Below are 23,472 nucleotides of genomic sequence, written 5' to 3' on the forward strand. Positions count from 1 at the left end.
CGGCCGCTCCCCGCCCTACAGGTTCAAAACGCGTCCAGGCCGATGTCCAGCACGGGCGCCGAATGGGTCAGTGCGCCGACCGAGATGACGTCCACACCGGTCTCGGCGATGGCGCGCACGGTCGTCAGATCGACCCCGCCCGACGCCTCGAGCGTCAGCCGCCCGGCGACACGCGCCACGGCGGTCCTCAGGTCCGCCAGGCTGAAGTTGTCCAGCATGACCACGTCCGGCGCCACGCCCTCGGCGATCAGGTCCAGCACCGCGTCCAGCTGATCCAGCCCGTCCACCTCGACCTCCACCTTCATCAGATGGGGCGCAAAGGCCCTGGCCCGGCGCACCGCCTCGGCGACCCCGCCGCACACGGCCACATGGTTGTCCTTGATCAGGATGGCGTCATCCAGGCCGAAACGGTGGTTCATCCCCCCGCCGCAGGCCACCGCATGTTTCTCCAGCGCCCGCAGGCCCGGCGTGGTCTTGCGCGTATCCGCGATCCTCGCCCCGGTCCCGGCCACCGCCTCGACATAGGCCCGCGTCAGGGTCGCCACGCCGCTCATCCGCCCGACTAGGTTCAACGCCGTCCGCTCGGCCGACAGAAAGGCGCGCGCATCGGCCTCCACCACCACCAGCACCGCCCCCGCCTCGAACGCCGCCCCATCCCTCAGCCGCACATCGACCGAAGCCTTGGGATCCATGGCCAGCACCGCCAGCCGCACACAGTCGATCCCCGCCAGCACCCCCGGCTTGCGCGCGACAAAGGCCGCCTTCATCAGCGCCCCTTGCGGAATACAGGCCAGGGCGGTCACATCGCCCGCCCGCCCCAGATCCTCGGCCAGGGCCATGCGCACGACCGGTTCGATCAACACGTCAGGCAGGGCGCGGCTCATTCCGCCGCCTCCAGCACCGCCGCCCGCGCCGCCCGGACGCGCGTATGGTCCGCCACCGCGTTCGTCTGCGGATAATCCGCCCGATAATGACCGCCCCGGCTCTCGCGCCGGTCCAGCGCGGCCTGCACGATCAGCCGCGCCGCCAGCAAGGCCGCCGCCGGTCCATACTGCGCCTCCAGCCGGTCGATCAGGGCGATCAGCCCCGCCAGGCCGTCCGCAGTCCGCACCACTCCCGCATGATCCGTCATCCCCGCCCTCAGCTCCGCCAGGGCCGCCTCGGGCAGGTCCGGCGCCGCGACGACCGGCAGGGCGCGCCCGCCGCCGGCCTCGCCCGCCACCGCCCGCCCGGCGCGCCGCCCGAACGCCGCCGCCTCGAGCAGGGAGTTGGACGCCAGCCGGTTGGCGCCATGCACCCCCGTCGCCGCACATTCCCCCACCGCATACAGGCCCGCGACCGTGGTACGCCCATCGGCGTCGGCGGCGATCCCGCCCATATGGTAGTGGCAGGCCGCCATCACCGGGATCGGGCTGAGGCGCGGGTCCAGGCCGCTGCGCATACAGGCGGCGAACACCGCCGGAAACTCATGCGGGAACGCGTCGCCTATGGCCGTGCGCGCATCCAGAAAGGCGCCCCGCCCGTCGATCCGCGCCGCATGCACCGCCCGCGCCACCACGTCGCGCGGCTTCAGGTCGGCGTCGTCCTCAGCCCCCAGCAGGAACCGCCCCTGCCCGTCGATCAGCCGCGCCCCCTCCCCGCGCAGCGCCTCAGTCGCCAGGGGCGCCGGGTCCAGCCCAACGTCTATGGCCGTGGGGTGAAACTGCACGAACTCGGGATCCAGGATCTCCGCCCCCGCCCGCGCCGCCAGCGCCATCCCCTCGCCCTTCAGCGCCGACGGGGTCGTCGTCGCGGCGAACAGGCCGCCCGCCCCACCGGTGGCCAGCACCACCGCCGTGGCAGTAATCTCGACCAACCGGCCGCCGCGCTCGACCACCGCCCCGACCACCCGGCCGTCGGCGTCCTGCACCAGGCCCTTCAGCCGCGCGTCGTCCCAGACCTCGATCAGCTTCTCGGCCCGCACCGCCGCCACCACGGCCGACAGGATCGCCCGCCCGGCCCCGTCGCCGCCGACCCGCGCCACGCGCGGCACGGAATGCGCCGCCTCCAGGCTGACCACGAAACCGCCATCCGCATCCCGGTCGAACGGCGCGCCCTGGGCCGCCAGCCATTCCACCGTCTCGCGCCCCGCGCCGGTCAGGGCCTGGGCCGCGCCCGGCTCGACTAGGCCCGCGCCCGCCGCCTCGGTGTCCTTCGCGTGCAGGTCGGCCGAATCCACAGCCGTCAGGGCCGCCGCCATCCCGCCCTGCGCCCAGGCCGAGGAACAGGCGTTCAGCAAGGGCTCCGGCGTCACCACCAGCACCTTCGCCCCCGCCCGCGCCGCCTCCAGCGCGGCCGACAGCCCCGCCAGACCCGCGCCGACGATCAGCGGCCCGTCATGTCGCGTTCGGTTCATCACCGCACTCCGAGAGAGTTGAGGCCCAGGCGCACCGCGCTCGCGGGATCGCCTTCGACCATGGGCATCAGGGCGCCGACCGCCGCCGCCGCACAGACGGCCAGGGTCAGCAGATAAAGCGCCAGGCTCTTGCCCGCCTCGGGCCAGCTCAGCGTGCCCCAGGCCGCGCGCCAGACGCCGCGCTTCATATGGCTGAACACCGACAGAGCCAGGAAGGCGGCCAGGATGAACCGGCCCGTCGACAGCCCCCACCAGACCACGGCCACGCCGATGGCCAGCAGCACCACCTGCTCCAGCCGCGGATGCACCCGCGTCAGCACCGGCCCCAGGGCCTTGGACCCATCCAGCGGCGGCGCGGGGACCAGGTTGACCAGGTTCAGCATGGCGATGAAGAAGGCGCCCATCAGCCATTCCCCCTGCCCTGTGGCCATCCACACCCCGACGAACGGGATCATGGCCAAGAGCCCGAACGCCGGCCCGGCCAGCGACACCAGCACCCCGTCCCACTCGCTCTTGGCCGCCCGCCGCGCCTTGGCCAATCCGCCCAGGAAGGGAATGATGTAGATCCGCGCCGGTCCCATGCCGAGCTTGTTCATCACCACGGCGTGCCCCGCCTCATGGACGAACAGACCGATCAGAACCGCCCCCGCCACAATGGCGCTGCCTGTGATCCACCACAGGAAGCCGGCCATCAGGGCCGTCGACAGCAGGGCCCAGACCAGGCTCTGGTCCTTCTCGACCGGCTCCTCGAAGGCGGGCTGGGCCTGCGCCTCGCGAACGGCGACCTCCTCGGGTTTGATGTCCCAAGGACCCGGCGTGCGGCTGGGTGTGCGGGCGGGTGTGTCTGTGTTGTTCATGGCGTCCAGATGGGCGTCGCGCGCGCTCCCGGCGAGGGGACCGAACGCCGCGCCTCAGATCAGCTCCACATCGACGTGATGCCGCGCCTTGACCAGGTCATAGCGGGCCGGAACGACGGGCGGCGGCAGGTCGATCATCCGCTGCACGGCCATGCGCCCGCGCTCGATCATCGCCTCAGGCACCGTCACCTCGAACTGCATGTGCAGCAGGCAGTCGTGGATGTTCTGCAGCGTGATCCGCTTCATGTGCGGGCACAGGTTGCAGGGGCCGATGAACTGCACACCCGGCACGTCCCCGGCGACGTTCGAGGCCATCGAACATTCGGTGATCATCACCACCTGTTTGGGCCGACGCGCCTCGACATAGTCGGTCATGGCCGCCGTCGAACCGGCGAAGTCCGCCGCCGCCAGCACGTCTTCCGGGCATTCGGGGTGGGCCAGAATCTCGGCCCCCGGATAGGCGGCGCGCATCTCGGCGATGTCGTCCACCGTGAACCGTTCGTGCACCTCGCAGCGGCCCTTCCAGGCGATGATCCCGACCGTCGTCTGGGCCGCGACATTGCGCGCCAGATATTCGTCGGGGATCAGGATGACCCGATCCACGCCCCATTCCTTGGCCGCCCATTCGACCACCTGAACGGCGTTGGCGCTGGTGCAGCAGATGTCGGTCTCGGCCTTCACATCGGCCGTGGTGTTCACATAGGTCACGACCGGCAGGCCCGGATAGCGCTGCTTGATCAGCCGCACGTCCGCCCCCGTGATCGACGACGCCAGCGAACATCCCGCCCGCAGATCCGGGATCAGCACCGTCTTTTCCGGGCTCAGGATCTTCGAGGTCTCGGCCATGAAGTGCACGCCCGCCTGGACGATCACCTTCGCTGTCGAGATCGATGCTTGCTTGGCCAGGCCCAGGCTGTCGCCGACATAGTCGCCGACCCCGTGGAAGATCTCGGGCGTCATATAGTTGTGGGCCAGGATCACCGCGTCGCGCTCGCGCTTCAGCCGGTTGATCTCGCTGATCAACCGCGCCTGGGCGGGCCACTCCAGCGGCGTGACGTGGTCCTTGACCTTCGCCCACACCCCGGCGGTCTCCCGCTCCAGTTCCTTCGTCAGACCAAAGGCCCCAAGGGTCGAACCCTCCGCCATGACCGTCTCCCTAGACCCTTATGCTCAAAGTTAGCATAAGCACATCCAATGTAGGCCGATGGAGGCCGTACGCAAGCGGATTGTTCAGTCGATCAGTTCAAACAGATCGCCCAGCGGAACATCCAGCGCCTTCGCCAGGGTCAGGGCCACCACCACGGACGGGGTGAAGACCCGGTTCTCGATCGTATTCACCGTCTTGCGCGACAGCTTGGCCCGGTCCGCCAGCTCCTGCTGCGTCAGACCAGCGGCCGTCCGCACCTCCTTCAGCCGCACAGCTAGCCGAGGCTCAGCCACGCGACGCCTGCCGATCCAGCCACCAGTAGCGCAGCGCGGCAGTCATCGCCGCCGCCTGGAACACGACCGGCATTCCCGCGACCGTCAGGGGCGGCTGAAAAAGACCGGCGACATAGAGAACGGCCACCGACGCCAGCGACACCCGAAACGCCCAAGCCGTCGCGCTTCGGCGGAAATGGATCGTGAGTTCGTCGGCCGCCTTGGGCAGGGCCCCGGCGCGCCTTTGCCACACCTTGCCCCCCAATATGACGCCCATGACGGCCAAGGGCATCGCCACGCCCCCCACCGCCGACTTCCAGTCGTCGAAGTCGCCCACGCCGGACGCGATCCGCCAGGCCGCGTCCACGCCGAAGGCCGTATAAAGCAGACCAAGCGCCGCCAAAAAGACCAGGCCCAAGGCCTCGGCGCTTTGAACCTGATCCCTGTCCAGTCCGCCCGCCACGGCCTCGATATCCGCTTCGCGCCGCCCCCAAAGATCGAACGCCAAAACCACGGTCAGACCCAGGACAGCCAGACCAAACCCGAACGCCGCCATAAACAACAGCGCGGAGCCCTTAAGCTGCCCCGCCACGATCATCAACGCGAAGGCGGCTAGGGCCAGCCCGGCCAGCATCAGGCCTTCGCGCCTCATACGCTTCAACCGCGCCCGCGCCCGCGTTCTCGACAGAGCGATCCGCTCCGCATTCCAGTCCGTCTCACCCACGGTCGGCCTCGCGATCCAGAAGATAATAGCGCAACACCGCCGCCGTGGCGGTTAGGTAGAGCAGGGCCGGCAAGGCCGCGACCGCCGCAGCCGGCCGCCAGAGCCCCAGCGCAAAGACGCCGACCATCCCGACGGCGGCAACGCCCAAGGCCATGGCCAGCGCCTTGTGCCGGAACGACAGGGTCAGCTCGTCCTCGAGCAGCCGCTTCATCCGCCTGTCGCGCGGATTATCCAGCCCGGCGACCATCAGCAGCATGAGGCCCGCGACCATGGGACCGACCGCCACCATTAGATAATCCACCCCACCCGGCGCGCCAGACGCCAAACCCCAGCCGGCCTTGACCGACAGGAAGGTCAGATAGGCGCCGGTGATCGGCATGAAGGCCATCGAAAGCGCCCGTTGCCGCTGCACCTTGTCGCGATAGCCGGAGCCGGTCTCCAGCTTGAACGTGTCTGCATTGGGCAGGAAGCGCCGCGCAAAGAAGGCGCTCGCAATCATGGCGACGACGCCCGCCGCCATCGTCGAGCCGCCGATAAGACGCCCCATCTCGGGATTCGCCGGCCACTCCTCCATGACCAGAAGGCCGGTCACCAGCAGGGCCAGTCCAGCTCCGCCCAGACCGGCGCAGATCGCCAGACGCTGTGTGCGCCTCCGCTCTCTCGCCCGTACGTCTCGTCTTTCCTGATCGTCCATAACGGCCTCACGTCACCTACAGGTGACATATAACCTATGGGTTACTAACCCCGTCAAGAGGGTCGTTTGCATGCGCCGCTCCCCGCGCCGTCCTGTGAGAGGTTCAGCCGCCCATCGCCCACAATGCCGCTGGTCGCCGCTTCGCAATTTCAACGCCTTGCGGAATTGTCGAGGCGAGTTTCAAGCCCGAGCGCGGACCACCCGTATGATAGACGCGATGAAAGCCGCCCTTTCCAGTTCTGCGCCTGATCGCCCCCTCCGGCAGCCGCTCGTGGGCGTCGGTTTGGCGCCTTTGGCACGTTTGGCGCTTTGTCACCCTGTTTTTGCGCCAAACACCGTCGCCGCAAACGGCAAGAACCGTTCCCAAGCCCGGCAGGTTCGCTTAGACAGCGGCCAACTTCATTCCTCAGAACGCCGCCTTCCCGACATTTCCATGCAAGACACCATCCGCCGCATCCTCACCGCCCGCGTCTATGACGTGGCGGAGGAAACGCCCCTCGATCCGCTGCGTCGCCTGTCGGCGCGGCTGGAACGCCCCGTGCTGCTGAAGCGCGAGGACCTGCAGCCGGTGTTTTCGTTCAAGATCCGCGGCGCCTACAACAAGATCGCCGGCCTGTCGCAGGCCGAACTGTCAAAGGGCGTCATCTGCGCCTCGGCCGGCAATCACGCCCAGGGCGTGGCCCTGGCCGCCGCCCGCCGCAACATCCCCGCTGTCATCGTCATGCCGACCACCACCCCCGGCATCAAGGTGGCGGCCGTCCGCGCCCTGGGCGGCGAAGTGGTCCTGCACGGCGACAGTTTCGACGAGGCCTACGCCCACGCCCGCTATGTGGAGAGCCAGACCGGCGCGGCCTTCATCCACCCCTTCGACGATCCCGACGTGATCGCCGGCCAGGGCACGGTGGGGCTTGAGATCGCCCGTCAGCACGCCGACCCCATAGAGGCCGTCTTCGTGCCCATCGGCGGCGGCGGCTTGGCCGCCGGGATGGCGGCCATACTCAAATTCCTGCGCCCCGAGACCCGCGTCATCGGCGTCGAGCCGGTGGATGCTCCCACCATGAAGGCGTCCATCGACGCCGGCGAGGTGGTGACCTTGAACGAGGTCGGCCTGTTCGCCGACGGGGTGGCCGTGCGCCGCGCCGGGGATCACACCTTCCGCCTGTGCAAGGACCTGCTGGACGAGATCGTCCTGGTGGACACCGACGCCATCTGCGCCGCCATCAAGGACATCTTCGACGACAGCCGCGCCATCGCCGAACCCTCGGGCGCCGTCGCGCTTGCGGGCCTCAAGGCCTGGGCCGCCGCCCACCCCGGCGCGGGCACGCTGATCGCCGTCAACTCGGGCGCCAATCTGAACTTCGACCGCCTGCGCCATGTCGCCGAACGCGCCGAGATCGGCGAGGGCGCCGAGGCCCTGCTGGCCGTGGCCATGAAGGACGACCGCGACGACTACCGCCGCTTCCTCGACAGTCTCGACGGCCGCTCGGTCACCGAGTTCAACTACCGCTGGTCCGGCGACGGCGAGGCCCAGATCTTCGTCGGCGTCGCCCTGCGCAACGGCCCGCACGAGCGCGACGACTTAATCGCGACTCTTCGCGCCAGCGGCTACGCCGTCGAGGACATGAGCGACAACGAGACCGCCAAACTGCACGTCCGCTACATGGTCGGCGGCCGCACCGTCGGCCTGCCGCACGAACGCATCCTGCGCTTCCAGTTCCCCGAACGCCCCGGCGCCTTCCTGCGCTTCCTCAACAGCCTCCAGCCCGCCTGGGCCCTGACCCTGTTCCACTACCGCAACCACGGCGACGACGTCGGCCGGGTGCTGGCCGGCGTCAGCGTCCCCCCCGAAGAACAGGCCCACCTGTCCGCCGCCCTCGCCGACCTGGGCTACCCCTACGTCGACGAAACCGCCAACCCCGCCTGCCGCCTGTTCCTGGACGGCACCTAAGCCACGAAAAAGGGGCGACCGTCACCGGCCGCCCCTTTCCATTAACCACCTAATAAATCAGGCCTTTTCGATAGCCGTCGCGATCTGATCGGTACTATGCCCCGTCAGGTCCTTGGCGATTTCGCCGGCCAGCTTCCCCTGCAGATCCTTATGCCAATGCTTGCGCAGCTCGCCCAAAGTCTTGGGGGCCGCGATGACCAGCAGCTCGTCGATCTTGTTGGTGAGGGACCATTTGTTCAGCACCTCGGCCACGCCCATCGCGAATCCGTCCTCGGCCTGAGTATCATTGTCCGGGTTAGCCTCGCTGGAGCGCCGCCCCGCCGACCCCGAGACCCGATCCTCGATCTCCGGCGTGTCCAGGGCCGTCAGCCGGATCTCCTGAGCATTGGTGTTCTTGAACAGGGCCAGCTTCTCGCCGTCGACCACGGCCACCAGGGCGCCATTGGATAGTTTCATCGTCGATACTCTTTCGGTCTGTGGACTTGGGTAACGGTCGGGGACCGATGCCGTTGCCTCCCCGATCAGAGCAGCCGCCCGCCGGCCTCGTGCGCCAGCAGCCAGCGCTTCCGCTCCAGCCCGCCCGCATAGCCCGTCAGGGTCCCGTTCGCCCCGATCACCCTATGGCAAGGCACGATCACCCCGACCGGGTTGGAGCCATTGGCCAGCCCCACCGCCCGCACAGCCTTGGGCGACCCGATCGCCGCCGCCAGCTGCCCGTAGCTGCGCGTCTCCCCCGCCGGAATGGTCCGCAACGCGGCCCACACCGCCTGCTGGAACACCGTCCCGCCGGTCTTGACCGCCACCCCGTCGAACGCCGCCAGATCACCGCCGAAATAGGCCTCCACCGCCCGGCGCACCGCCTCCGGCGCCCGCCCCTCGACCAGTTCGACCGGGCCATAGTGAAGCCGCAAAAGCCGCCGCATCCGCTCCTCGTAATCGTGGAAGTCCAGCGCCCGCACCGCCCCCTCGCCATCGGTCGCCACCAGCACCTCGCCCACCGGCGAGCCGATCCGATCCAGGGTCAAGGTCATCGACTGTCTAGGCATCGCCCGTCTCCTTCATGGTCCAGTACAGCGCCCCATAGGCCCGCCACGGCCGCCACCGTTCGGCCCGCGCCGCCAGGGCCGCATCCGCCGTCGCCAGCCGGTCGCTGGGCGCATCCTCCCCGGCGTCGATCCAGTCGCCCGCCGGCCGCAGTCCCGGCCAGGCCTCGAGCGCCGCACGCAGGTCCGGATCCGCCGACAGATCGCGCCGGATCGCCTCGGGATCGGCAGCCAGGTCAAACACCCGCCGCACCCGCGCCAGCACCCCGGGCAGAGCTTTCAGCTCATCCACCCGCGCCTCCACCCCCGCCTTGCCCTCTGCCACAGGCCGCACGGAAACCTCGCCCTGCGTCCCGTCCACCGCGACCCGCAGCCGCCGCCGCCAGACCCCGTCCACCACGCTCTCGTCCGGCGCGGCCCGCGCGGCCAAAGCCAACATCATCGCGGGCCAGTCATAGGGCGGTCGATAGGCGAGGCCCAGCTTCACCGCGCCCCCGCCTTCGCCCTCTCCCGTGCGCCGCCGCAGCTCCGATGGAGGCCGCCCGTACAGAGCCTGAAACGTCTCGTTGAACCGTCTCACGCTGCCGAAACCCGAGCCCATCGCCACCTCGGCCATCGACAGGTCGGTCTCGTGGATCAACTGCTTAGCCAGCAAGACACGCCGCGTTTGGGCCACGCTGACCGGCGCCGCGCCCAGGTGCTGGCGGAACAACCGCCGCAGATGCCGCTCCCCCACACCAAGCCGCGCCGCCAGGGCATCGGCGTCGCCCCCGTCCAGAGCCCCCGCCTCGATCAGGGCCAGGGCCCGACTGACGGTGTTCGACGTCCCCCGCCACGCCCCCATCTCGGGCGCCGTCTCGGGCCGACACCGCAGGCACGCGCGAAACCCCGCCGCCTCCGCCGAGGCCGCCGTGGGATGAAACACCACATTCTCGCGCCGGGGCGTCCGCGCCGGACAGACCGGCCGGCAGTAAATCCCCGTCGAGGTCACGCCCGTGAAGAACCGCCCGTCGAACCGGGCGTCCCGCGCCCCCAAGGCTCTCCAGCAGGCCTCCTGATCCAGCGTCTGTTCCATGACGCCAAGATGGCGGCTCGGCCCGACGATGTCTCGCGGTTTTCGGACATGAATGAGCGAGCAGGCGCCATTTCCTTTTCCAACCCTGCGGTTAAGGTGACGCCTTCCCGGGGGGTTAGTTCATGTCCAGTCATCGTCGTTCCGTGCGTCCGCTCGCTTTCGCCCTGGCCGGCGCCTGCGCCGCCGCCTTGCTCGCGGTCCAGCCCGTCTCGGCGCGTCAGACCGCCGCCGACATCCCCACCGTGCGCCAGACCCTCGGCTATGACAGCGGCCAGGAGATCACCCGCGCCGCCGACGTGCGCCGCTATTTCGAGGCCCTGAAGACCGCCGCCCCCGACCAGGTCGCCATCGGCGACTATGCAAAGACCTGGGAAGGCCGCCCCCTGTTCTGGGCTGCCGTCGGATCGCCCGCCAACATCGCCCGGCTGGACCAGATCAAGGCCGCCTCCCGCGCCCTAGGCGACCCACGCCTCACCTCGCCCCAGCAGGCGTCCGCCATCATCGCGGACCAGCCGGTCCTCGTCTGGATGGCCTATTCGGTCCACGGCAATGAGATCAGCCCCGCCGACGCCGCCATGGAGGCCGCCCGCCGCCTGCTGACCGACCCGACCGCCCAGGCTTGGCTGGCCAACACCGTCGTCGTCTTCGTCCCGACCCAGAACCCGGACGGGCGCGAGCGTTTCCTCAACAGCTTCGCCTCCGGTCGCGGCTCCCTGCCCAATCCCGATCCGGCCTCGGCCGAGCGGGACGAGCCATGGCCCAGCGGCCGCTACAACCATTATCTGTTCGACCTGAACCGCGACTGGTTCATCCAGACCCAGCCGGAGACCCAGGGTCATTCCGCCCAGGTCCGCGAATGGCGCCCCCAGGTCGTCGTCGACAGCCACGAAATGGGTTCGGACGAGACCTTCTTCTTCCCGCCCGAGGCCGAGCCGCTGAACCCGTGGATCTGGCCGCGCACCCTGGAGAACCGCGCCCTGTTCGGCCGCAACACCGGCGCCCGGTTCGACGCGGCCGGCCTGCCCTACTTCAACCGCAAGGTCTTCGACGCCTTCTATCCCGGCTACGGCGACGGCTGGCCCGGCTATCTGGGCGCCGTCTCCATGACCTACGAAGTCGGATCGGCGCGGGGTCTGGCCGCCCGGCGCAGCTCCGGGGAGATCTTCACCTACGCCGATACCGTCCGCGCCCACCTGACCGCCACACTGGCCACGATCGAGACGGCCTCAGACAATCACGACCGCCTGCTGAACGACTTCTACGCCTATCACCGCGACGGCGTGGCGGGACGCGGCGCCTATGTCCTGTCGCGGGCCTCGGATCCCGCCGCCGCCGACCGTCTCGCCGGCCTCCTGGTCCGCTCGGGCATCGAGGTCGGGGTCGCACGCCAGGCCTTCGCCTGCGCCGGCCAACACCGCGCGGGCGACTATGTGATCAACCTGGCCCAGCCCCAGCGCCGCATGGCCGAGGTGTTGCTGACCCGCGACGTGCCCATCCCGCCCGCCTTCCTGGCCGAGCAGGAACGCCGTCGCGCGCGCGGCCTGGGCGACGAGATCTATGACGTCACCGCCTGGTCCCTGCCCCTGATGTTCGGCGTCGATGCGAGCCGTTGCGACAGCGCGCCCGGCGTCGCCGTCGATGCGCGCGGCCCGGAACTGGTCACGCCCGCCGCCGTCCAGAACGCCGAGGCCCGCTACGGCTTCCTGGTCGCGCCCGGATCGAGCCAGCCGCGGTTCCTCGCCGCCGCGCTCCAGGCCGGGCTGACGATCAGTTCCGCCGACCAACCCTTCACCCAGAACGGCCGCAACTGGCCCGCCGGCACCTTGATCCTTCCGAAGGCGGGCGCCCCCGCCGACTTGGTCGCCACCCTGAACCGTCTCGCCGCCGACACCGGCGCCGAGGTGATCGGCGTCGATGAATCCTGGGTCGAGCGCGGCGCCGGCTTCGGCTCCAGCGACGTAGTGCGGCTGCGCGCCCCGCGCATCGCCCTGGCCTGGGACAGCCCGACCGCCCCCGACGCCGCCGGCGCGACCCGCTGGCTGCTGGAACGCGACCTGGGCTATCCGGTCACCGCCATCCGCGCCGCCAGCTTCGGCGAGGCCGACCTGTCGCAATACCAGGTCCTGATCCTGCCAGAGGGCCGCAACTACGCCTCTGCCCTGGGCGAGTCCGGGGTCAAGGCCCTGCACGACTGGGTCTCGCGCGGCGGCACCCTGATCAGCCTGGGAACCGCCACCCGCCTGCTGACCGACGCCGACAGCGACATGCTGGCCTCCCGCCGCGAGACCGGCGCCTCGGACAAGGACGAAGGCAAGCCGGAAAGCCCCGCCCGGATCGCCAACCAGACCGACTACGCCGCCCTGCTGGCCCACAGCGACCACGGGCCCGACTCGGTCGCCGGCGTCCTGGCCCGCGCCCATGTCGATCCCGACCACTGGATCGGCGCCGGCCTGCCGTCCGAGTTGAACATCCTGGTGCGCGGCGCCGACATCTACGCCCCGCTGAAACGCGGCGAGGGCGTCAACGCCGTGCGGTTCGAGGGCTCGGACCGGCTGCTGGCCTCGGGCCAGCTGTGGGCCGAGAACCAGGCCCAGCTCGGCTTCAAACCGATCGTCATGGTCGAGACCCTGGGTTCGGGCCAGTTGATCGCCTTCACCCAGGACCCCACGGTTCGCGGCTATCTGGAAGGCTTGAAGCCCCTGTTCGCCAATGCGGCGTTCAAGGGGCCGGCCCACGTCTCGCCACGCTGGTAAGGTCCCAGAGCCTGATCGCGATCAGGGCTGGACACAGGCTCAGAGGGGCATAACCTCGTTTTTCGCCCGCAGAGGCGCGAATAGAAAAACGGGAGCTACGCCTTGATACGACTGTCTCTTTCCACCCTTGCCACCATCGGCGCCGCCGTGGGGGCCGCCGGCCTGGTCGCCTTCACCGCCACGGCCCAGGATCGTCCCAGCCCGGAGCCCGCCGCCTCGGGCCGCGCCCTGCCGGTCGGCGCCTATCGCGAGACCTGCCGCAGCATCAGCCTCAACGGCGATCGCCTGCGCGCGCGCTGTATCGCCAAGGACGGCCAATCGGTCTCCTCGACCCTGAGTGTTCGCAGCTGCCGGGGGGCCCAGATTCAGAACGACAATGGTCGGCTGACCTGCGCAGCCGCCCCCACCCGCTCCACCTGAGCACCATCAAGCGCCGGTCCCAGCTCGCAGGGACCGGCGCGTCCTACATCGGCCAGAACAGCAATATGGCCGGCGGACCGATCACCAGCACCAGCAGGCTCAACGGCGCCCCCAGCTTGGGATAGTCCGAGAACCTGTACCCGCCCGGCCCCATGACCAGCGTATTGCACTGGTGCCCGATGGGGGTCAGGAAGTCGCACGCCGCCCCCACCGCCACTGCCATCAGGAACGGATCCGGCCGATAGCCCAGTTGCTGGGCCAGGGTCGCGGCGATGGGCGCCACCACCAGAACCGTCGCCGCATTGTTCAGGAAGGGCGTCACCGCCATGGCCGCGAACATCATCCCCGCCACCGCCACCACCGGCGGTATGCCCTGGAAGATCGACTTCAGCCCTCCGGCGATCAGATCCGCCCCGCCCGTCTGCTGGATCGCGTCCGACACCGGGATCAAGGCGGCGATCAGCACCAGCAGCGGCCCGTCCAGCGCGGCATAGGCCTCGCGCATCTTCAGCCCGCCCAGGGCTACGATCACCACCGCCGCGCCGAAGAAGGCGATCGACACCGGGATCACGCCGAACCCCACCATCACCATGGCCGTCGCCAGCACCACGGCCGGCAGGAATTTGCGCCGCTGACCGCCCAGCCGCATGTCCCTTTCCGCCAGGGGCAAAAGACCCAGGGTCGCCAACCGCCCGGGCAGGCCGGCCTCCGACCCCTGCAGCAGCAGTACGTCCCCCGCCTGCAGCCTGGCCGTCCGCAGATGCTGGGTCAGCTCATAGCCGCTGCGAGACACGCCCAGCAGGTTCAGCCCATGCTGGCCGTACAGGTCCAGCGACCGCACCGACTGCCCGATCAACAGCGAGTCCGCCCCGATCACCGCCTCGGCCAGGCTGACCTCGTCCTTTGCCTCTTCCAGCAGCACCGGCCGATCGCCCCGCACCAGTTTCAGCTTGGTGGCGTCGATAAACCCTTCCAGCGCCTCCTGATCCCCCTTGATCAGCAGGGTGTCGCCGGCCCGGACCAGGGTGTTGCCGCGCGGCCGGGTCTTGCGCTTGCCGTCGCGGATCAGGGCCATGACCTGGATCTCGTCCGGCGCCATGGCCTTCAAGGCGCTGATCGCCTTGGCCTCCATCGTCCAGTCGTCCGGAACCCTCGCCTCCGTCAGATAGGCGTTGGCGGACAGAGCCGCCGACAGGCCGATGCTCCCCGTCCGATCCTTGGGCAACAGCCGATACCCAAACGCCAGAAACACCAGAGCCACCCCGGTCAGGATCAGGCCCACCGGCGCATAGTCGAACATGCGGAACGGCTCGCCGATCATGTCCTGGCGCACCTCGGCCACCAGGATATTGGGCGCGGTCCCGACCAGGGTCACCATACCCCCCGCCATGGCGCCGAAGGCCATGGGCATCAGCAGCCGCGATTGTTTGGTCCCCGTGCGCCGGCTGACCTGCAACGCGACCGGCATCATGATGGCCAGGGCGCCGACATTCTTGGTCACCATAGACAACAGGGTCACGGCCGTGGTCAGCACGGGCACCTGCGACCGCTCGGTCTTCAGATACGGCATGATCCGCTTCAGGGCCATTTCGACGATGCCCGACTTGGCGAAGGCCGCCGACACCACCAGGGCGCAGGCGATGATCACCGTCACATCGTTGGAAAAGCCTTCGAACGCCGCCTCGGCCGGGATCACCCCGATGGCCAGCCCCGCCACCAGGGCCGCCACCGCGACCAGGTCATAGCGGAACCGGCCCCAGATGAAGGCCGCGACCGTCAGGCCGACGAGGCCGAAGGCCAAACCCTGTTGTAGTGTCACTCAGATGCTCTCGCCCCCGGCCGCCCAGCGCCGCCGATCGACAGCAACGGCGAAACCGGCCGGAGGTTCAACGCCCCTTCATCGTCCCGCGACCAGTCGCCCCGCCGCCCGCAAGATGCGCCAGATCTCGCCCAGGAAGGCCCAGACCACGATCAGCATCAGGATCGCCGCCAGCCCGCCCCCGTCGCCCGCCGTCCGATGGAAGGTCGACTGGAGGCGCTCGGCGAACTCCGTCACCGTGCCGACCCAGATCACCGGCGTCAGCGGCGACCAGAACCACAGCCACGCCACGCCCCAGGCCGCCGCCGCCCCGAAGCCGATGTCGCCCAGCGCCGTCAGCCGCACATTGCCGCCCGACGCCGCCCGCATCAGGTCGAACACCACCTTGGCCGCCGCGAACAGGGTCACGGGCCAGTAGGCGGCATTCACGATCTCGGCCAGGATCCGGCCGTAGTCGACGCCGTCCAGCACCCCCGCCACCTCGTCCGGCCGGATCGAGGCCACCGGCAGCAGGCCGGTCCACCACAGCAGCAGCACCGCCCAGGCGATGGCGCTGGACACCGCGCGCGCGACCGGCGACATCTCGGCGCTCTTGCGCACCTCCGGCCCCGATTTGGCGGCCACGCCTTCACGCAGCGTCGCCCCGCCGCGCGCCAGCCTCTGCCCCCAGGTCTCGGCGTCCAAGTCGCCGCCCAGTTCAAAGAGGCCCAGGTCCTTGACCCGCCATTTGGCGATAAAGTCGGGCTTCTTCTCCTGCCGCTCCAGCACGAAGCCGATCAGGGTCACGACCCCGATCACCGACACCGCCCCGTTGAACAGACCGCCGACGACCTCGCCCAGGCTTTGCCCCGCATAGACGTCGCCGGTCAGGACCTGCACCCCCACCCCGATCAGGGTGACGCACGCCATCACCAGCAGCGCCGTCTTCACCGCGAACAGCCACCAGGGATACAGCTCCGGCCCGATCAGCGCCTGCGGCCCCGACCGATACCGCGCCGCCACCGTCAGCGGATGGCCGACCTCGCGCAGCAGGGCCTCGACCTCGTCGTCGCTCGGCGTCCGGCCCAGCCGCTCTTCCAGCGCCTCGAGCCGCCCCATGATCTCGTCGCGCAGCTCGGCGACGATGTCGTCGCGCGTCGCCTTCGGCAGCTGGGCCGCCACCGCCTTCAGATAGGATTCAACCAGGTCCATCCCACGCTCTCCCTCTTTCCCGATGTTCACAGCATCTTCTCCAGCGAGGCCGACAGGCCCCGCCATTCGGCCGCCAGCCGCGCCAGCATGGCCTCCCCGCGCGGCGACAGGCGGTAGAACCGCTTCTTGCGCCGCTCCTCCTCACGCCATTCGCTGTCCAGCAGCCCCTGGCTCTCCAGCCGGCGCAGCAGCGGATAGAGGGTGCTCTCCTCCATCTCGACCCCGACCTCGCCCAGCGCCACCCGCAGCGAATAGCCGTATTGCTCGCGCCGCAAGCTCGCCAGCACCGCCAGGATCAACGACCCCCGCCGCAGCTCCAGCCGCAAGCTCTCGAACAGCAGTTCCTCATCCTGACTCACCCGCTCGCTCCAACCGACGCGCCGCATAGTGTGCGACACACAGTGTATGCGGCATACTGTGCGAGAGTGTCAAGCGAACCCTGTCGCCAGTGTTTCAGACACGAAAAAAGGCGGCGGACCGAAGTCCGCCGCCCCTATTTCAGCCCCAAGAAGGGCGTTCGACTTAGAACGACTTCGTCAGATTGATGAAGGCCGAACGGCCGAAGTAGTCGTAGCTCGACGACAACGGCACATTACCGACGCGGCTCGCGTATCCAGCAGTGATATAGGCCGGATCTTCGTTAAACAGATTGCGAACACCAGCCGTCACAGACCATTCGTCGGTGCGGTACTGAATAGACGCGTTGTGCAGATAGTAGTCGTCAACTTCGTTATTAATGCCGTAGTCATTGATCAGGGATTGGCCGTAACGGTTCTGATAGTAGTCTTCGTAGCCGGACGCTGCGATCCACTCCAATCCGTAGCGAACGCGCCAGTTATCCCACGAATAGGTGGCGTCGAACGTGGCCGAGAACTCGGGCGTGCCGATGGTGCCGACCTCATCATAGATGGGATCGTCAGCAAACAGCGTGCTGTAGCGCTCGGTCATCTGCGTAACGTTCAAGTTGAACAGGGCAGTGCCCGGTCCGAAATCTCGGCGATAACGAGCCGTGTAATCCAGCCCCTTCACCACATCCGTCGCGACGTTGACGTAGCTGTCATAGACCGTCAGGGCGTTTACGGAATCACGCTCAACGAGGGCGCAATAACCAGAGTTGGATGCGAAATCAGACGCGGACGAGTTGTAGCAGAAGCTCATGATCGCGCCCGATCCGATCCTCGACACGCCGTTATCGACCTGGATTTCGTAGTAATCGACGGCAAAGGACAGGTCGCCCCAGCCCGAGGGCAGGGTCGGCTGGAAGATTGCGCCGACAGTCATGTTGTCGGAGGTTTCAGCCTCAAGACCGGCAACAGCTCCACCCGAAGTGATCACCCGAACGCTGCTGGTCTGAACGAACGTAGAACCCAGACCTTCGCTGGCGCAGTTGGCGACGACAGCGGCAGGATCGTTCGGCGACTGTTCCGAGCAAGGATCGTTCGAGCCTGCGATGAAGCCACTGGTGGCGCCGACAAACTGTTCGAACAGCGCAGGCGCGCGATAAGAGGTGCCGTAGGTGCCGCGCAGCGACAGCCAGTTCACCGGCGTATAGACCAGACCGATCTTGTAGGTCGTGTCTTCGCCATACGACTCATAATCCGTGTAGCGGGCCGAGGCACTGAGGGTCAGGGCCTGGGCGAAGGGCAGGTTGGCCAAAAGCGGCGCTTCCAACTCGCCGAACACTTCCCACACTTGGTCCGAACCCCGGGTAATGCCAGCGGTCGAGAAGCCATAGATATTCGAATTTTGCATATCCAGGGCGGGCGTATCGTCGATCTCGGCTTCACGCCATTCGGCGCCCACGAAGGCCGAAACCTGACCTGCCGGCAGGGTGAACAAAGGACCGTCGAGGCCGAAGCTGACGACCTTCTCGGTGTATTCTGTGGTGCCGGTAATCGGGCGGAAGACATAGTTCTTCCAATCCTCCGGCAAATCGCCCCCGACCGTGGCCGATGTTAGGAAGGGCGCCGGAATACAGCCCGCCGTCGGATCGGTGATGTTGACACGGCAGGTCACGGTCCCGGTCAAACCGGTGGACAGAACGCCCGTGCGGGTCAGGCTTGCCGGGGTTCCCGCCGGCGCGACGACCACATCCAGAGAATTCCGAAGCAGATCAGTAATGAACTGCTCGAACATATACTCCGCCTTGGACGTCGTATAGCTCGCATAGGCGTCATAGCGCCAGTTCGGGACGATGAAGTCGCCACGAATGCCCACAACTTCCTTATTGAAGTCAACGGTCTGCTCGCTGTCATACAGGCCGTAACCGACGAAGGCGCGAACGCCGACGCGAGCGTTAGCGAAAGGTCCGGTCGTGGGGCTCAAGCCCCCGGCCGGATTTGCCGAGAAGTTAGAAGCGGTCAGATTGGACGGGATAAGCAGGTTGCCGCGGTAGTAGTCGAGGGACAGCTGGCGATAACCGACTTGCGACGACTCGCGACGATTGAACAGAATTTCACCATACAACTCTGCATTGCCCAAAGCCTGCAAGTCATAAGCGCCTTCGGTATACAGCGTCGTCACCGTAACCGGCGACATCAGCGACTCCTTCAGCATGTCCTCTTCGAAGCTGTCGCGGTCGTAATAGCCCACGCCTTCGAACCCGACGAGACCAGTCGTCACGGCCGAATTCGGCCGCCAGCGCGTGAAGGCGCCTGCAGTCGAGGAATTGCCCGGGCCAGGAACGCCGGCCAATGCGCTGGTGCCGATGGTGTTGATCGTTACCCCGCCGCCGTCGATCGTATAGCATTTCGGCTGGCCGGTCATCGGATCGATGAAGTCGGAACCGTCAGCGTAGCCGTCGACCGCGCAACGCGCCCAGTCGCGCGCCCCCAAGGTCATTTCCTCACGGTTCATATACTCGGCCGAACCGGCGACATGCCAACGATCGCCGCTGGTCCCGGCGACGATCGACAGACGGCCTTGCTGACCTTCGCCGTCTGCGTCAAGCGGAGCGTTATACTGCGCCTCAAGTGTAAGGCCGTCGATATTGTTGCGGGTGATGATGTTGACGACGCCGGCGACAGCGTCAGAACCGTAGATAGACGAGGCGCCGTCCTTCAGCACCTCAATACGCTCGACCATGGCCGAGGGCAGCACGTTCAGGTCGGTCGAACCCACCGAACCGCGCGAACCCGCTGGCGCAACGCGACGGCCGTTCAGCAGGATCAGGGTGCGGGTGGCGCCCAGGCCGCGCAGCGACAGGGTGTTGGCGCCGGGGCCGCCGTTGGTGACATAGCCGCCGTAGGCGTTGTTGATCTGGTCCGTACCGCCGGAGATGGCGGTGCCCTGCAGGACATCGGTGGTCGAGGCGAAACCAGCCAGCGTGGTTTCGTCGCGCGTCACCACCTGAACCGGCGACGGCGAATTATAGTTGTCGCGGCGCAGGCGCGAACCGACAACGACGACTTCTTCGACAGCGACGGCTTCATCCGCCTGGTCGGTGGTGGTTGCCGTCGATTGCGCGAACGCCGTCGGCGCGAAGCCGATCACAGCCACGGCCGCTAGGCCCGCGACCATGGTCGAACCCAGCAGTTGGTTCTTGAATTGCAGCATATTCCGTACGCCCCTCTTTCAAATCATCACGCGCCGCCTCGTCGAAACGGGCGAACCGATGACGCTCTTATAGAACGACGGACACAATGGGACAGGGATGCGGTCGCCTTCCTGCCACTTTCCACGCAATGACGTTACATTTCCGCCACATCACGATGACAGAAGCGTGTTGAAAATTTGACGCGAAATCGGGCCGTTCATCGAACATTAGTGCTTGTAGCTGGTATCGGCGGTGATTTTTATCCCAGTTGGCGGGCGATGTTGGATTTTCCCTCGCTTTTGACGAGCCCGTCTCCCCTTGTTCATGACAACGTCGAAATCGTTTTCGCCCCATTCCAACCGCAAATTTTGTCGGCAGGCGTCGAAATCACGAAAAAGGCGGCGGACCGAAGTCCGCCGCCTCATTCATTTGGAACCGTCGTGAGCCTTAGAAGGCCTTGGTCAGGTTCACGAAGGCCGTGCGGCCCAGGTAGTCGTAGCCCGAGTACAGCGGGGCGTTGCCGACCCGATTGTAATAGCCCGACGAGATGGTCGGCGGGTTGTCGTTCAACAGGTTGCGGACGCCGAGCGTGGCGGTCCAACCGTCGGACGCATACTGAACCGACGCATTGTGCAGCCAGTAGTCGTCGGCCTCGAGGTCCAGATCCGACGTCGCCGGATCTTCTTCGTAATAGGCGTAGCTGTCGGTGCCCTGGATCCATTCGACGCCGTAACGCACGCGCCACTTGTCCCAGGCGTAGGAAACGTCAGCCGTTCCGGTGAACTCCGGATTGTCGATCATGCCCAGGTCGTCTTCCAGGGCGTCTTCGGCGAACAGCTTGCTCGAGATTTCCGTGTACTGGGTGATCGCCAGGTTGAACAGCGCCGTGCCGGGGCCGACGTCCTTGCGATAACGGATGGTGTAATCCAGCCCCTTCACATTGTCGGTGGCCAGATTGACGTAGCTGTCCGAGACGGTCAGGCCGTTGTCGGCCGGATTACGCGAAACCAGGCGGCAGAAGCCGGCGTCGGCCGCGAAGTCCGACGGATTGGAGTCGTAGCAACGGTCCAGGATCTCCGTGGCGCCGGTGCGGGACACGCCGTTCTCGACCTCGATCTCGTAATAGTCGACGGCGAAGGCCAGATCGCCCCAGCCCGAGGGCAGCGGCGGCTGGATCACCAGGCCGACAGTCATGTTGGTCGAGGTTTCAGCCGACAGGCCGGCGTCTGCGCCGCCTTCCGTGATGACCTGCACGCCGGTGGTCGCCTCATAGGTGTCCGGCAGGCCTTCGGCCCGGCAGTTGGCGACCCGGTTGGGGTTCACTCCGTCTGCCGTGTACTCGTTGCAGGCGTCGCTGCCGCTCGACAGGAAGCCCGAGGTGGCGCCGACGAACTGTTCGAACAGCGCCGGGGCGCGGTACGAGGTGCCGTAGGTGCCGCGAACCGTGACCCAGTCGATCGGACGATAGACCAAGCCGACCTTGTAGGTCGTGTCGTCGCCGTAGGAGTCATAGTCCGTGTAGCGGAACGAACCGTTCAGGGTCAGCTCGCGCACGCCCGGCAGATCCACCAGGATCGGCGCTTCGATCTCACCGAACACTTCCTTGACCGAGTCCGAGCCGCGCGTGATGGCCGAGGTCGAGAAGTTGTAGGTGTTGCCCAGCTGGCTATCCAGGCCCGGGGTGTCGTCGATCTCGGACTCACGCCATTCGGCGCCAAAGAAGCCCATGACCTGGCCTGCAGGCAGGCTGAACAGCGGACCGTCGATGCCGATGCTGACCACCTTCTCGATGAACTCGGTCGTGCCGGTCACCGGACGGAAGACATAATTGACCCAATCCTGCGGCAGGACGCCGGCGATGGTCTGGGTCGTCAGCGCCGGGGCGGCGACGCAGCCCGGATTCGACGCCAGATCAGCGCACTGGAACCCGCCCGAACCATTGCTGACGGCGTCTAGGGACGCGATCAGATTATCGGTCAGGAACTGTTCGCTGGTGTAGGTCGACTTGGACCGCGAATAGCTGGCGTAGGCGTCATAGCGCCACTCCGGCAGGAAGAAGTCGCCCTTGATGCCGACGACATAGCGGCCGAAATCGACTTCCTGCTCGGAATGGTCGTTGCCGAAGCCGATAAAGGCGCGCACGCCCACGTTGTCGCCCTGATTCAGACCTTGGTCGGCGAAGGCGACGCTGCCTTGCAGGTTGGTCGGGATCAGCGGGCTGCCGACGGCGTAGTCCAGCGCCAGTTGGCGATAACCGGTCTGCGACGACTTGCGCTGGTTGAACAGGGCTTCGCCGTACACTTCGGCATTGCCCAGGGCTTGCAGATCATAGCCGACTTCGCCGTACAGGGTGGTGATGTCCACCGGCGTGATCAGCGACTCGTTCAGCATCCGGTCTTCGAAGGTGTCACGAACATTGACGCTGTTGCCGGAGCCGCCGACGCCTTCGAACCCGACCAGGCCGGTCGTAACGGCCGAGTTCGGACGCCAGCGGTTGAAGGTCGTGCCGACCGCGCCGGGGGCGGCGACGCCCGTGGTCGCGCCCGTGGCGATGGTGTTGATCGTCACGCCGTTCGAGCCGGTCGTGGTGATCGGATAGCATTTCGACTGGCCGGTCAGCGGATCAATATAGTCCTGGCCGTTGCGCAGGCCGTCGGTCTGGCAACGGGTGAACTCGCGGTCGCGCAGGGTCAGTTCGTCACGCTCATAGCGTTCAACCGAACCGGCGGCGCGCCAGCGGTCGCCACGGACGCCGGCCGTCAGCGACAGACGGGTCGAACCGCCCGCGCCATTGGCTTCCAGCGGCTCGTTGCGCTGGGCTTCGAGGGTCAGACCTTCGAAGTTGTTGCGGGTCTGGATGTTGACCACGCCGGCGACGGCGTCCGAACCATAGACCGACGATGCGCCGTCCCGCAGAACTTCGACGCGGTCGATGATGGCGGTCGGCAGCACGTTGAGGTCGGCCGCGCCGACCGAACCGCGCGAACCGGCCGGCGAGACGCGACGGCCGTTCAGCAGCACCAGGGTGCGGCTGGGGCTCATGCCGCGCAGGCCGATGGTGTTGGCGCCGGGGCCGCCGTTGGTGACGTAGCCGCCGTACGAGTTGTTGATCTGCGAGGTGCCGCCGGTGACGGCCGTGCTTTGCAGCGCCTCGGTCGTCGAGGCGAAGCCCTGCAGGGTCGCTTCTTCACGCGTCACCACCTGGGTCGGCGACGGGGCGTTGTAGTTGTCGCGGCGAATGCGCGAGCCGATGACGACGATATCGTCGATGCTGGCCGAGTCTTCAGCCGGCATGACCGAAGCATCCTGCGCCAACGCCATGGACGGGGCAAACATCGCCATAGAGGCGACTGCAATTCCACCGACCATGGTCGATGCAAGAAGGTTGTTCTTACGAGTACGCATACGCCTCTTCACAGATAAGATTGACACAATACTCGAACACGATATGTATATCGGTGTTATGTATCATCGATATACAGAATGCATCCGTTATGCGACCGGCCTAAGCGCACCGAAAGCGAACTGCAACTAAAAAGTCGCATAAAAGTTGAGAACAAGGACAAATTGCGCGCGAAATGCATCATTGCACGGCGTAA

The 23,472-nt window shown here is 67.2% G+C and carries 18 protein-coding genes; 3 read left to right on the top strand and 15 right to left on the bottom strand.

Annotated features, from left to right (window positions below; translation table 11 throughout):
* Positions 1–23: 23 nt before the first annotated feature.
* From nadC to ACW17X_RS07995, 7 genes are all read right to left on the bottom strand, one after another.
* Positions 24–884 (bottom strand): carboxylating nicotinate-nucleotide diphosphorylase, encoded by an 861-nt coding sequence (gene nadC / locus ACW17X_RS07965; protein ID WP_492100398.1) that lies wholly within the window; start codon positions 882–884, stop codon positions 24–26.
* Positions 881–2,395, bottom strand: a complete 1,515-nt coding sequence (locus tag ACW17X_RS07970; protein ID WP_492100399.1) for an L-aspartate oxidase — start codon at positions 2,393–2,395, stop codon at positions 881–883. Before ACW17X_RS07970 ends, nadC begins: the two co-directional genes overlap by 4 nt.
* Complete coding sequence (locus ACW17X_RS07975; protein WP_492100400.1) at positions 2,395–3,252, bottom strand: metalloprotease; 858 nt, start codon at positions 3,250–3,252, stop codon at positions 2,395–2,397. Before ACW17X_RS07975 ends, ACW17X_RS07970 begins: the two co-directional genes overlap by 1 nt.
* Positions 3,253–3,306: 54 nt before the next feature.
* Positions 3,307–4,398: a quinolinate synthase NadA gene (gene nadA / locus ACW17X_RS07980; RefSeq protein WP_492100401.1), complete on the bottom strand. Its 1,092-nt coding sequence runs from the start codon at positions 4,396–4,398 to the stop codon at positions 3,307–3,309.
* A gap of 84 nt (positions 4,399–4,482) precedes the next feature.
* Positions 4,483–4,692 (bottom strand): helix-turn-helix transcriptional regulator, encoded by a 210-nt coding sequence (locus tag ACW17X_RS07985; protein WP_492100402.1) that lies wholly within the window; start codon positions 4,690–4,692, stop codon positions 4,483–4,485.
* Positions 4,685–5,395, bottom strand: coding sequence for a hypothetical protein (locus ACW17X_RS07990; protein WP_492100403.1), 711 nt, complete (start codon positions 5,393–5,395; stop codon positions 4,685–4,687). Before ACW17X_RS07990 ends, ACW17X_RS07985 begins: the two co-directional genes overlap by 8 nt.
* A complete protein-coding gene (locus ACW17X_RS07995) occupies positions 5,388–6,089 on the bottom strand; it encodes a hypothetical protein (protein WP_492100404.1) in 702 nt (233 codons plus the stop codon). The genes ACW17X_RS07990 and ACW17X_RS07995 overlap by 8 nt, the downstream gene beginning before the upstream one ends.
* Before the next feature lie 433 nt (positions 6,090–6,522).
* On the opposite strand from ACW17X_RS07995, the gene ilvA reads away from it, so the two are divergent.
* Positions 6,523–8,037, top strand: coding sequence for a threonine ammonia-lyase, biosynthetic (ilvA, locus tag ACW17X_RS08000; RefSeq protein ID WP_492100405.1), 1,515 nt, complete (start codon positions 6,523–6,525; stop codon positions 8,035–8,037).
* A 57-nt stretch (positions 8,038–8,094) separates the two neighbouring features.
* Here the strand turns inward: ilvA and ACW17X_RS08005 are convergent, their stop codons facing one another.
* The 3 genes from ACW17X_RS08005 to ACW17X_RS08015 form a co-directional block, all read right to left on the bottom strand.
* Positions 8,095–8,493, bottom strand: coding sequence for a host attachment family protein (locus tag ACW17X_RS08005; RefSeq protein ID WP_492100406.1), 399 nt, complete (start codon positions 8,491–8,493; stop codon positions 8,095–8,097).
* A 65-nt stretch (positions 8,494–8,558) separates the two neighbouring features.
* Entirely contained in the window at positions 8,559–9,083 is a 525-nt protein-coding gene (locus ACW17X_RS08010; protein ID WP_492087807.1) for a methylated-DNA--[protein]-cysteine S-methyltransferase, read from the bottom strand.
* Positions 9,076–10,155 carry a bifunctional transcriptional activator/DNA repair enzyme AdaA gene (locus tag ACW17X_RS08015; RefSeq protein ID WP_492100407.1) on the bottom strand — a complete coding sequence of 360 codons (1,080 nt, stop codon included), beginning with the start codon at positions 10,153–10,155 and terminating at the stop codon, positions 9,076–9,078. Before ACW17X_RS08015 ends, ACW17X_RS08010 begins: the two co-directional genes overlap by 8 nt.
* 122 nt (positions 10,156–10,277) lie before the next feature.
* Between ACW17X_RS08015 and ACW17X_RS08020 the strand changes: the two genes are divergently transcribed.
* Complete coding sequence (locus tag ACW17X_RS08020) at positions 10,278–12,908, top strand: M14 family metallopeptidase (RefSeq protein ID WP_492100408.1); 2,631 nt, start codon at positions 10,278–10,280, stop codon at positions 12,906–12,908.
* A 102-nt stretch (positions 12,909–13,010) separates the two neighbouring features.
* Positions 13,011–13,328 carry a hypothetical protein gene (locus ACW17X_RS08025; RefSeq protein WP_492100409.1) on the top strand — a complete coding sequence of 106 codons (318 nt, stop codon included), beginning with the start codon at positions 13,011–13,013 and terminating at the stop codon, positions 13,326–13,328.
* Positions 13,329–13,371: 43 nt separating this feature from the next.
* Here ACW17X_RS08025 and ACW17X_RS08030 read toward each other — a convergent pair whose 3' ends face one another.
* From ACW17X_RS08030 to ACW17X_RS08050, 5 genes are all read right to left on the bottom strand, one after another.
* Positions 13,372–15,147: an SLC13 family permease gene (locus tag ACW17X_RS08030; RefSeq protein ID WP_492100410.1), complete on the bottom strand. Its 1,776-nt coding sequence runs from the start codon at positions 15,145–15,147 to the stop codon at positions 13,372–13,374.
* A 78-nt stretch (positions 15,148–15,225) separates the two neighbouring features.
* A complete protein-coding gene (locus tag ACW17X_RS08035) occupies positions 15,226–16,338 on the bottom strand; it encodes an HAAS signaling domain-containing protein (protein WP_492100411.1) in 1,113 nt (370 codons plus the stop codon).
* A gap of 26 nt (positions 16,339–16,364) precedes the next feature.
* Positions 16,365–16,724: a PadR family transcriptional regulator gene (locus tag ACW17X_RS08040; RefSeq protein ID WP_492100412.1), complete on the bottom strand. Its 360-nt coding sequence runs from the start codon at positions 16,722–16,724 to the stop codon at positions 16,365–16,367.
* A 136-nt stretch (positions 16,725–16,860) separates the two neighbouring features.
* Positions 16,861–19,836 (bottom strand): TonB-dependent receptor domain-containing protein, encoded by a 2,976-nt coding sequence (locus tag ACW17X_RS08045; protein ID WP_492100413.1) that lies wholly within the window; start codon positions 19,834–19,836, stop codon positions 16,861–16,863.
* A gap of 484 nt (positions 19,837–20,320) precedes the next feature.
* Positions 20,321–23,167: a TonB-dependent receptor domain-containing protein gene (locus ACW17X_RS08050; RefSeq protein ID WP_492100414.1), complete on the bottom strand. Its 2,847-nt coding sequence runs from the start codon at positions 23,165–23,167 to the stop codon at positions 20,321–20,323.
* Positions 23,168–23,472: the final 305 nt, after the last annotated feature.

The sequence above is a fragment of the Brevundimonas sp. FV1ye4L genome, assembly GCF_058681255.1.

Excerpts from the sequence above, each read along its gene's own strand:
- nadC (WP_492100398.1), bottom strand. The coding sequence starts at position 884 with ATGAGCCGCGCCCTGCCTGACGTGTTGATCGAACCGGTCGTGCGCATG.
- ACW17X_RS07970 (WP_492100399.1), bottom strand. The coding sequence starts at position 2,395 with ATGAACCGAACGCGACATGACGGGCCGCTGATCGTCGGCGCGGGTCTG.
- ACW17X_RS07975 (WP_492100400.1), bottom strand. The coding sequence starts at position 3,252 with ATGAACAACACAGACACACCCGCCCGCACACCCAGCCGCACGCCGGGT.
- nadA (WP_492100401.1), bottom strand. The coding sequence starts at position 4,398 with ATGGCGGAGGGTTCGACCCTTGGGGCCTTTGGTCTGACGAAGGAACTG.
- ACW17X_RS07995 (WP_492100404.1), bottom strand. The coding sequence starts at position 6,089 with ATGGACGATCAGGAAAGACGAGACGTACGGGCGAGAGAGCGGAGGCGC.
- ilvA (WP_492100405.1), top strand. The coding sequence starts at position 6,523 with ATGCAAGACACCATCCGCCGCATCCTCACCGCCCGCGTCTATGACGTG.
- ACW17X_RS08005 (WP_492100406.1), bottom strand. The coding sequence starts at position 8,493 with ATGAAACTATCCAATGGCGCCCTGGTGGCCGTGGTCGACGGCGAGAAG.
- ACW17X_RS08010 (WP_492087807.1), bottom strand. The coding sequence starts at position 9,083 with ATGCCTAGACAGTCGATGACCTTGACCCTGGATCGGATCGGCTCGCCG.
- ACW17X_RS08015 (WP_492100407.1), bottom strand. The coding sequence starts at position 10,155 with ATGGAACAGACGCTGGATCAGGAGGCCTGCTGGAGAGCCTTGGGGGCG.
- ACW17X_RS08020 (WP_492100408.1), top strand. The coding sequence starts at position 10,278 with ATGTCCAGTCATCGTCGTTCCGTGCGTCCGCTCGCTTTCGCCCTGGCC.
- ACW17X_RS08035 (WP_492100411.1), bottom strand. The coding sequence starts at position 16,338 with ATGGACCTGGTTGAATCCTATCTGAAGGCGGTGGCGGCCCAGCTGCCG.
- ACW17X_RS08040 (WP_492100412.1), bottom strand. The coding sequence starts at position 16,724 with ATGCGGCGCGTCGGTTGGAGCGAGCGGGTGAGTCAGGATGAGGAACTG.
- ACW17X_RS08050 (WP_492100414.1), bottom strand. The coding sequence starts at position 23,167 with ATGCCGGCTGAAGACTCGGCCAGCATCGACGATATCGTCGTCATCGGC.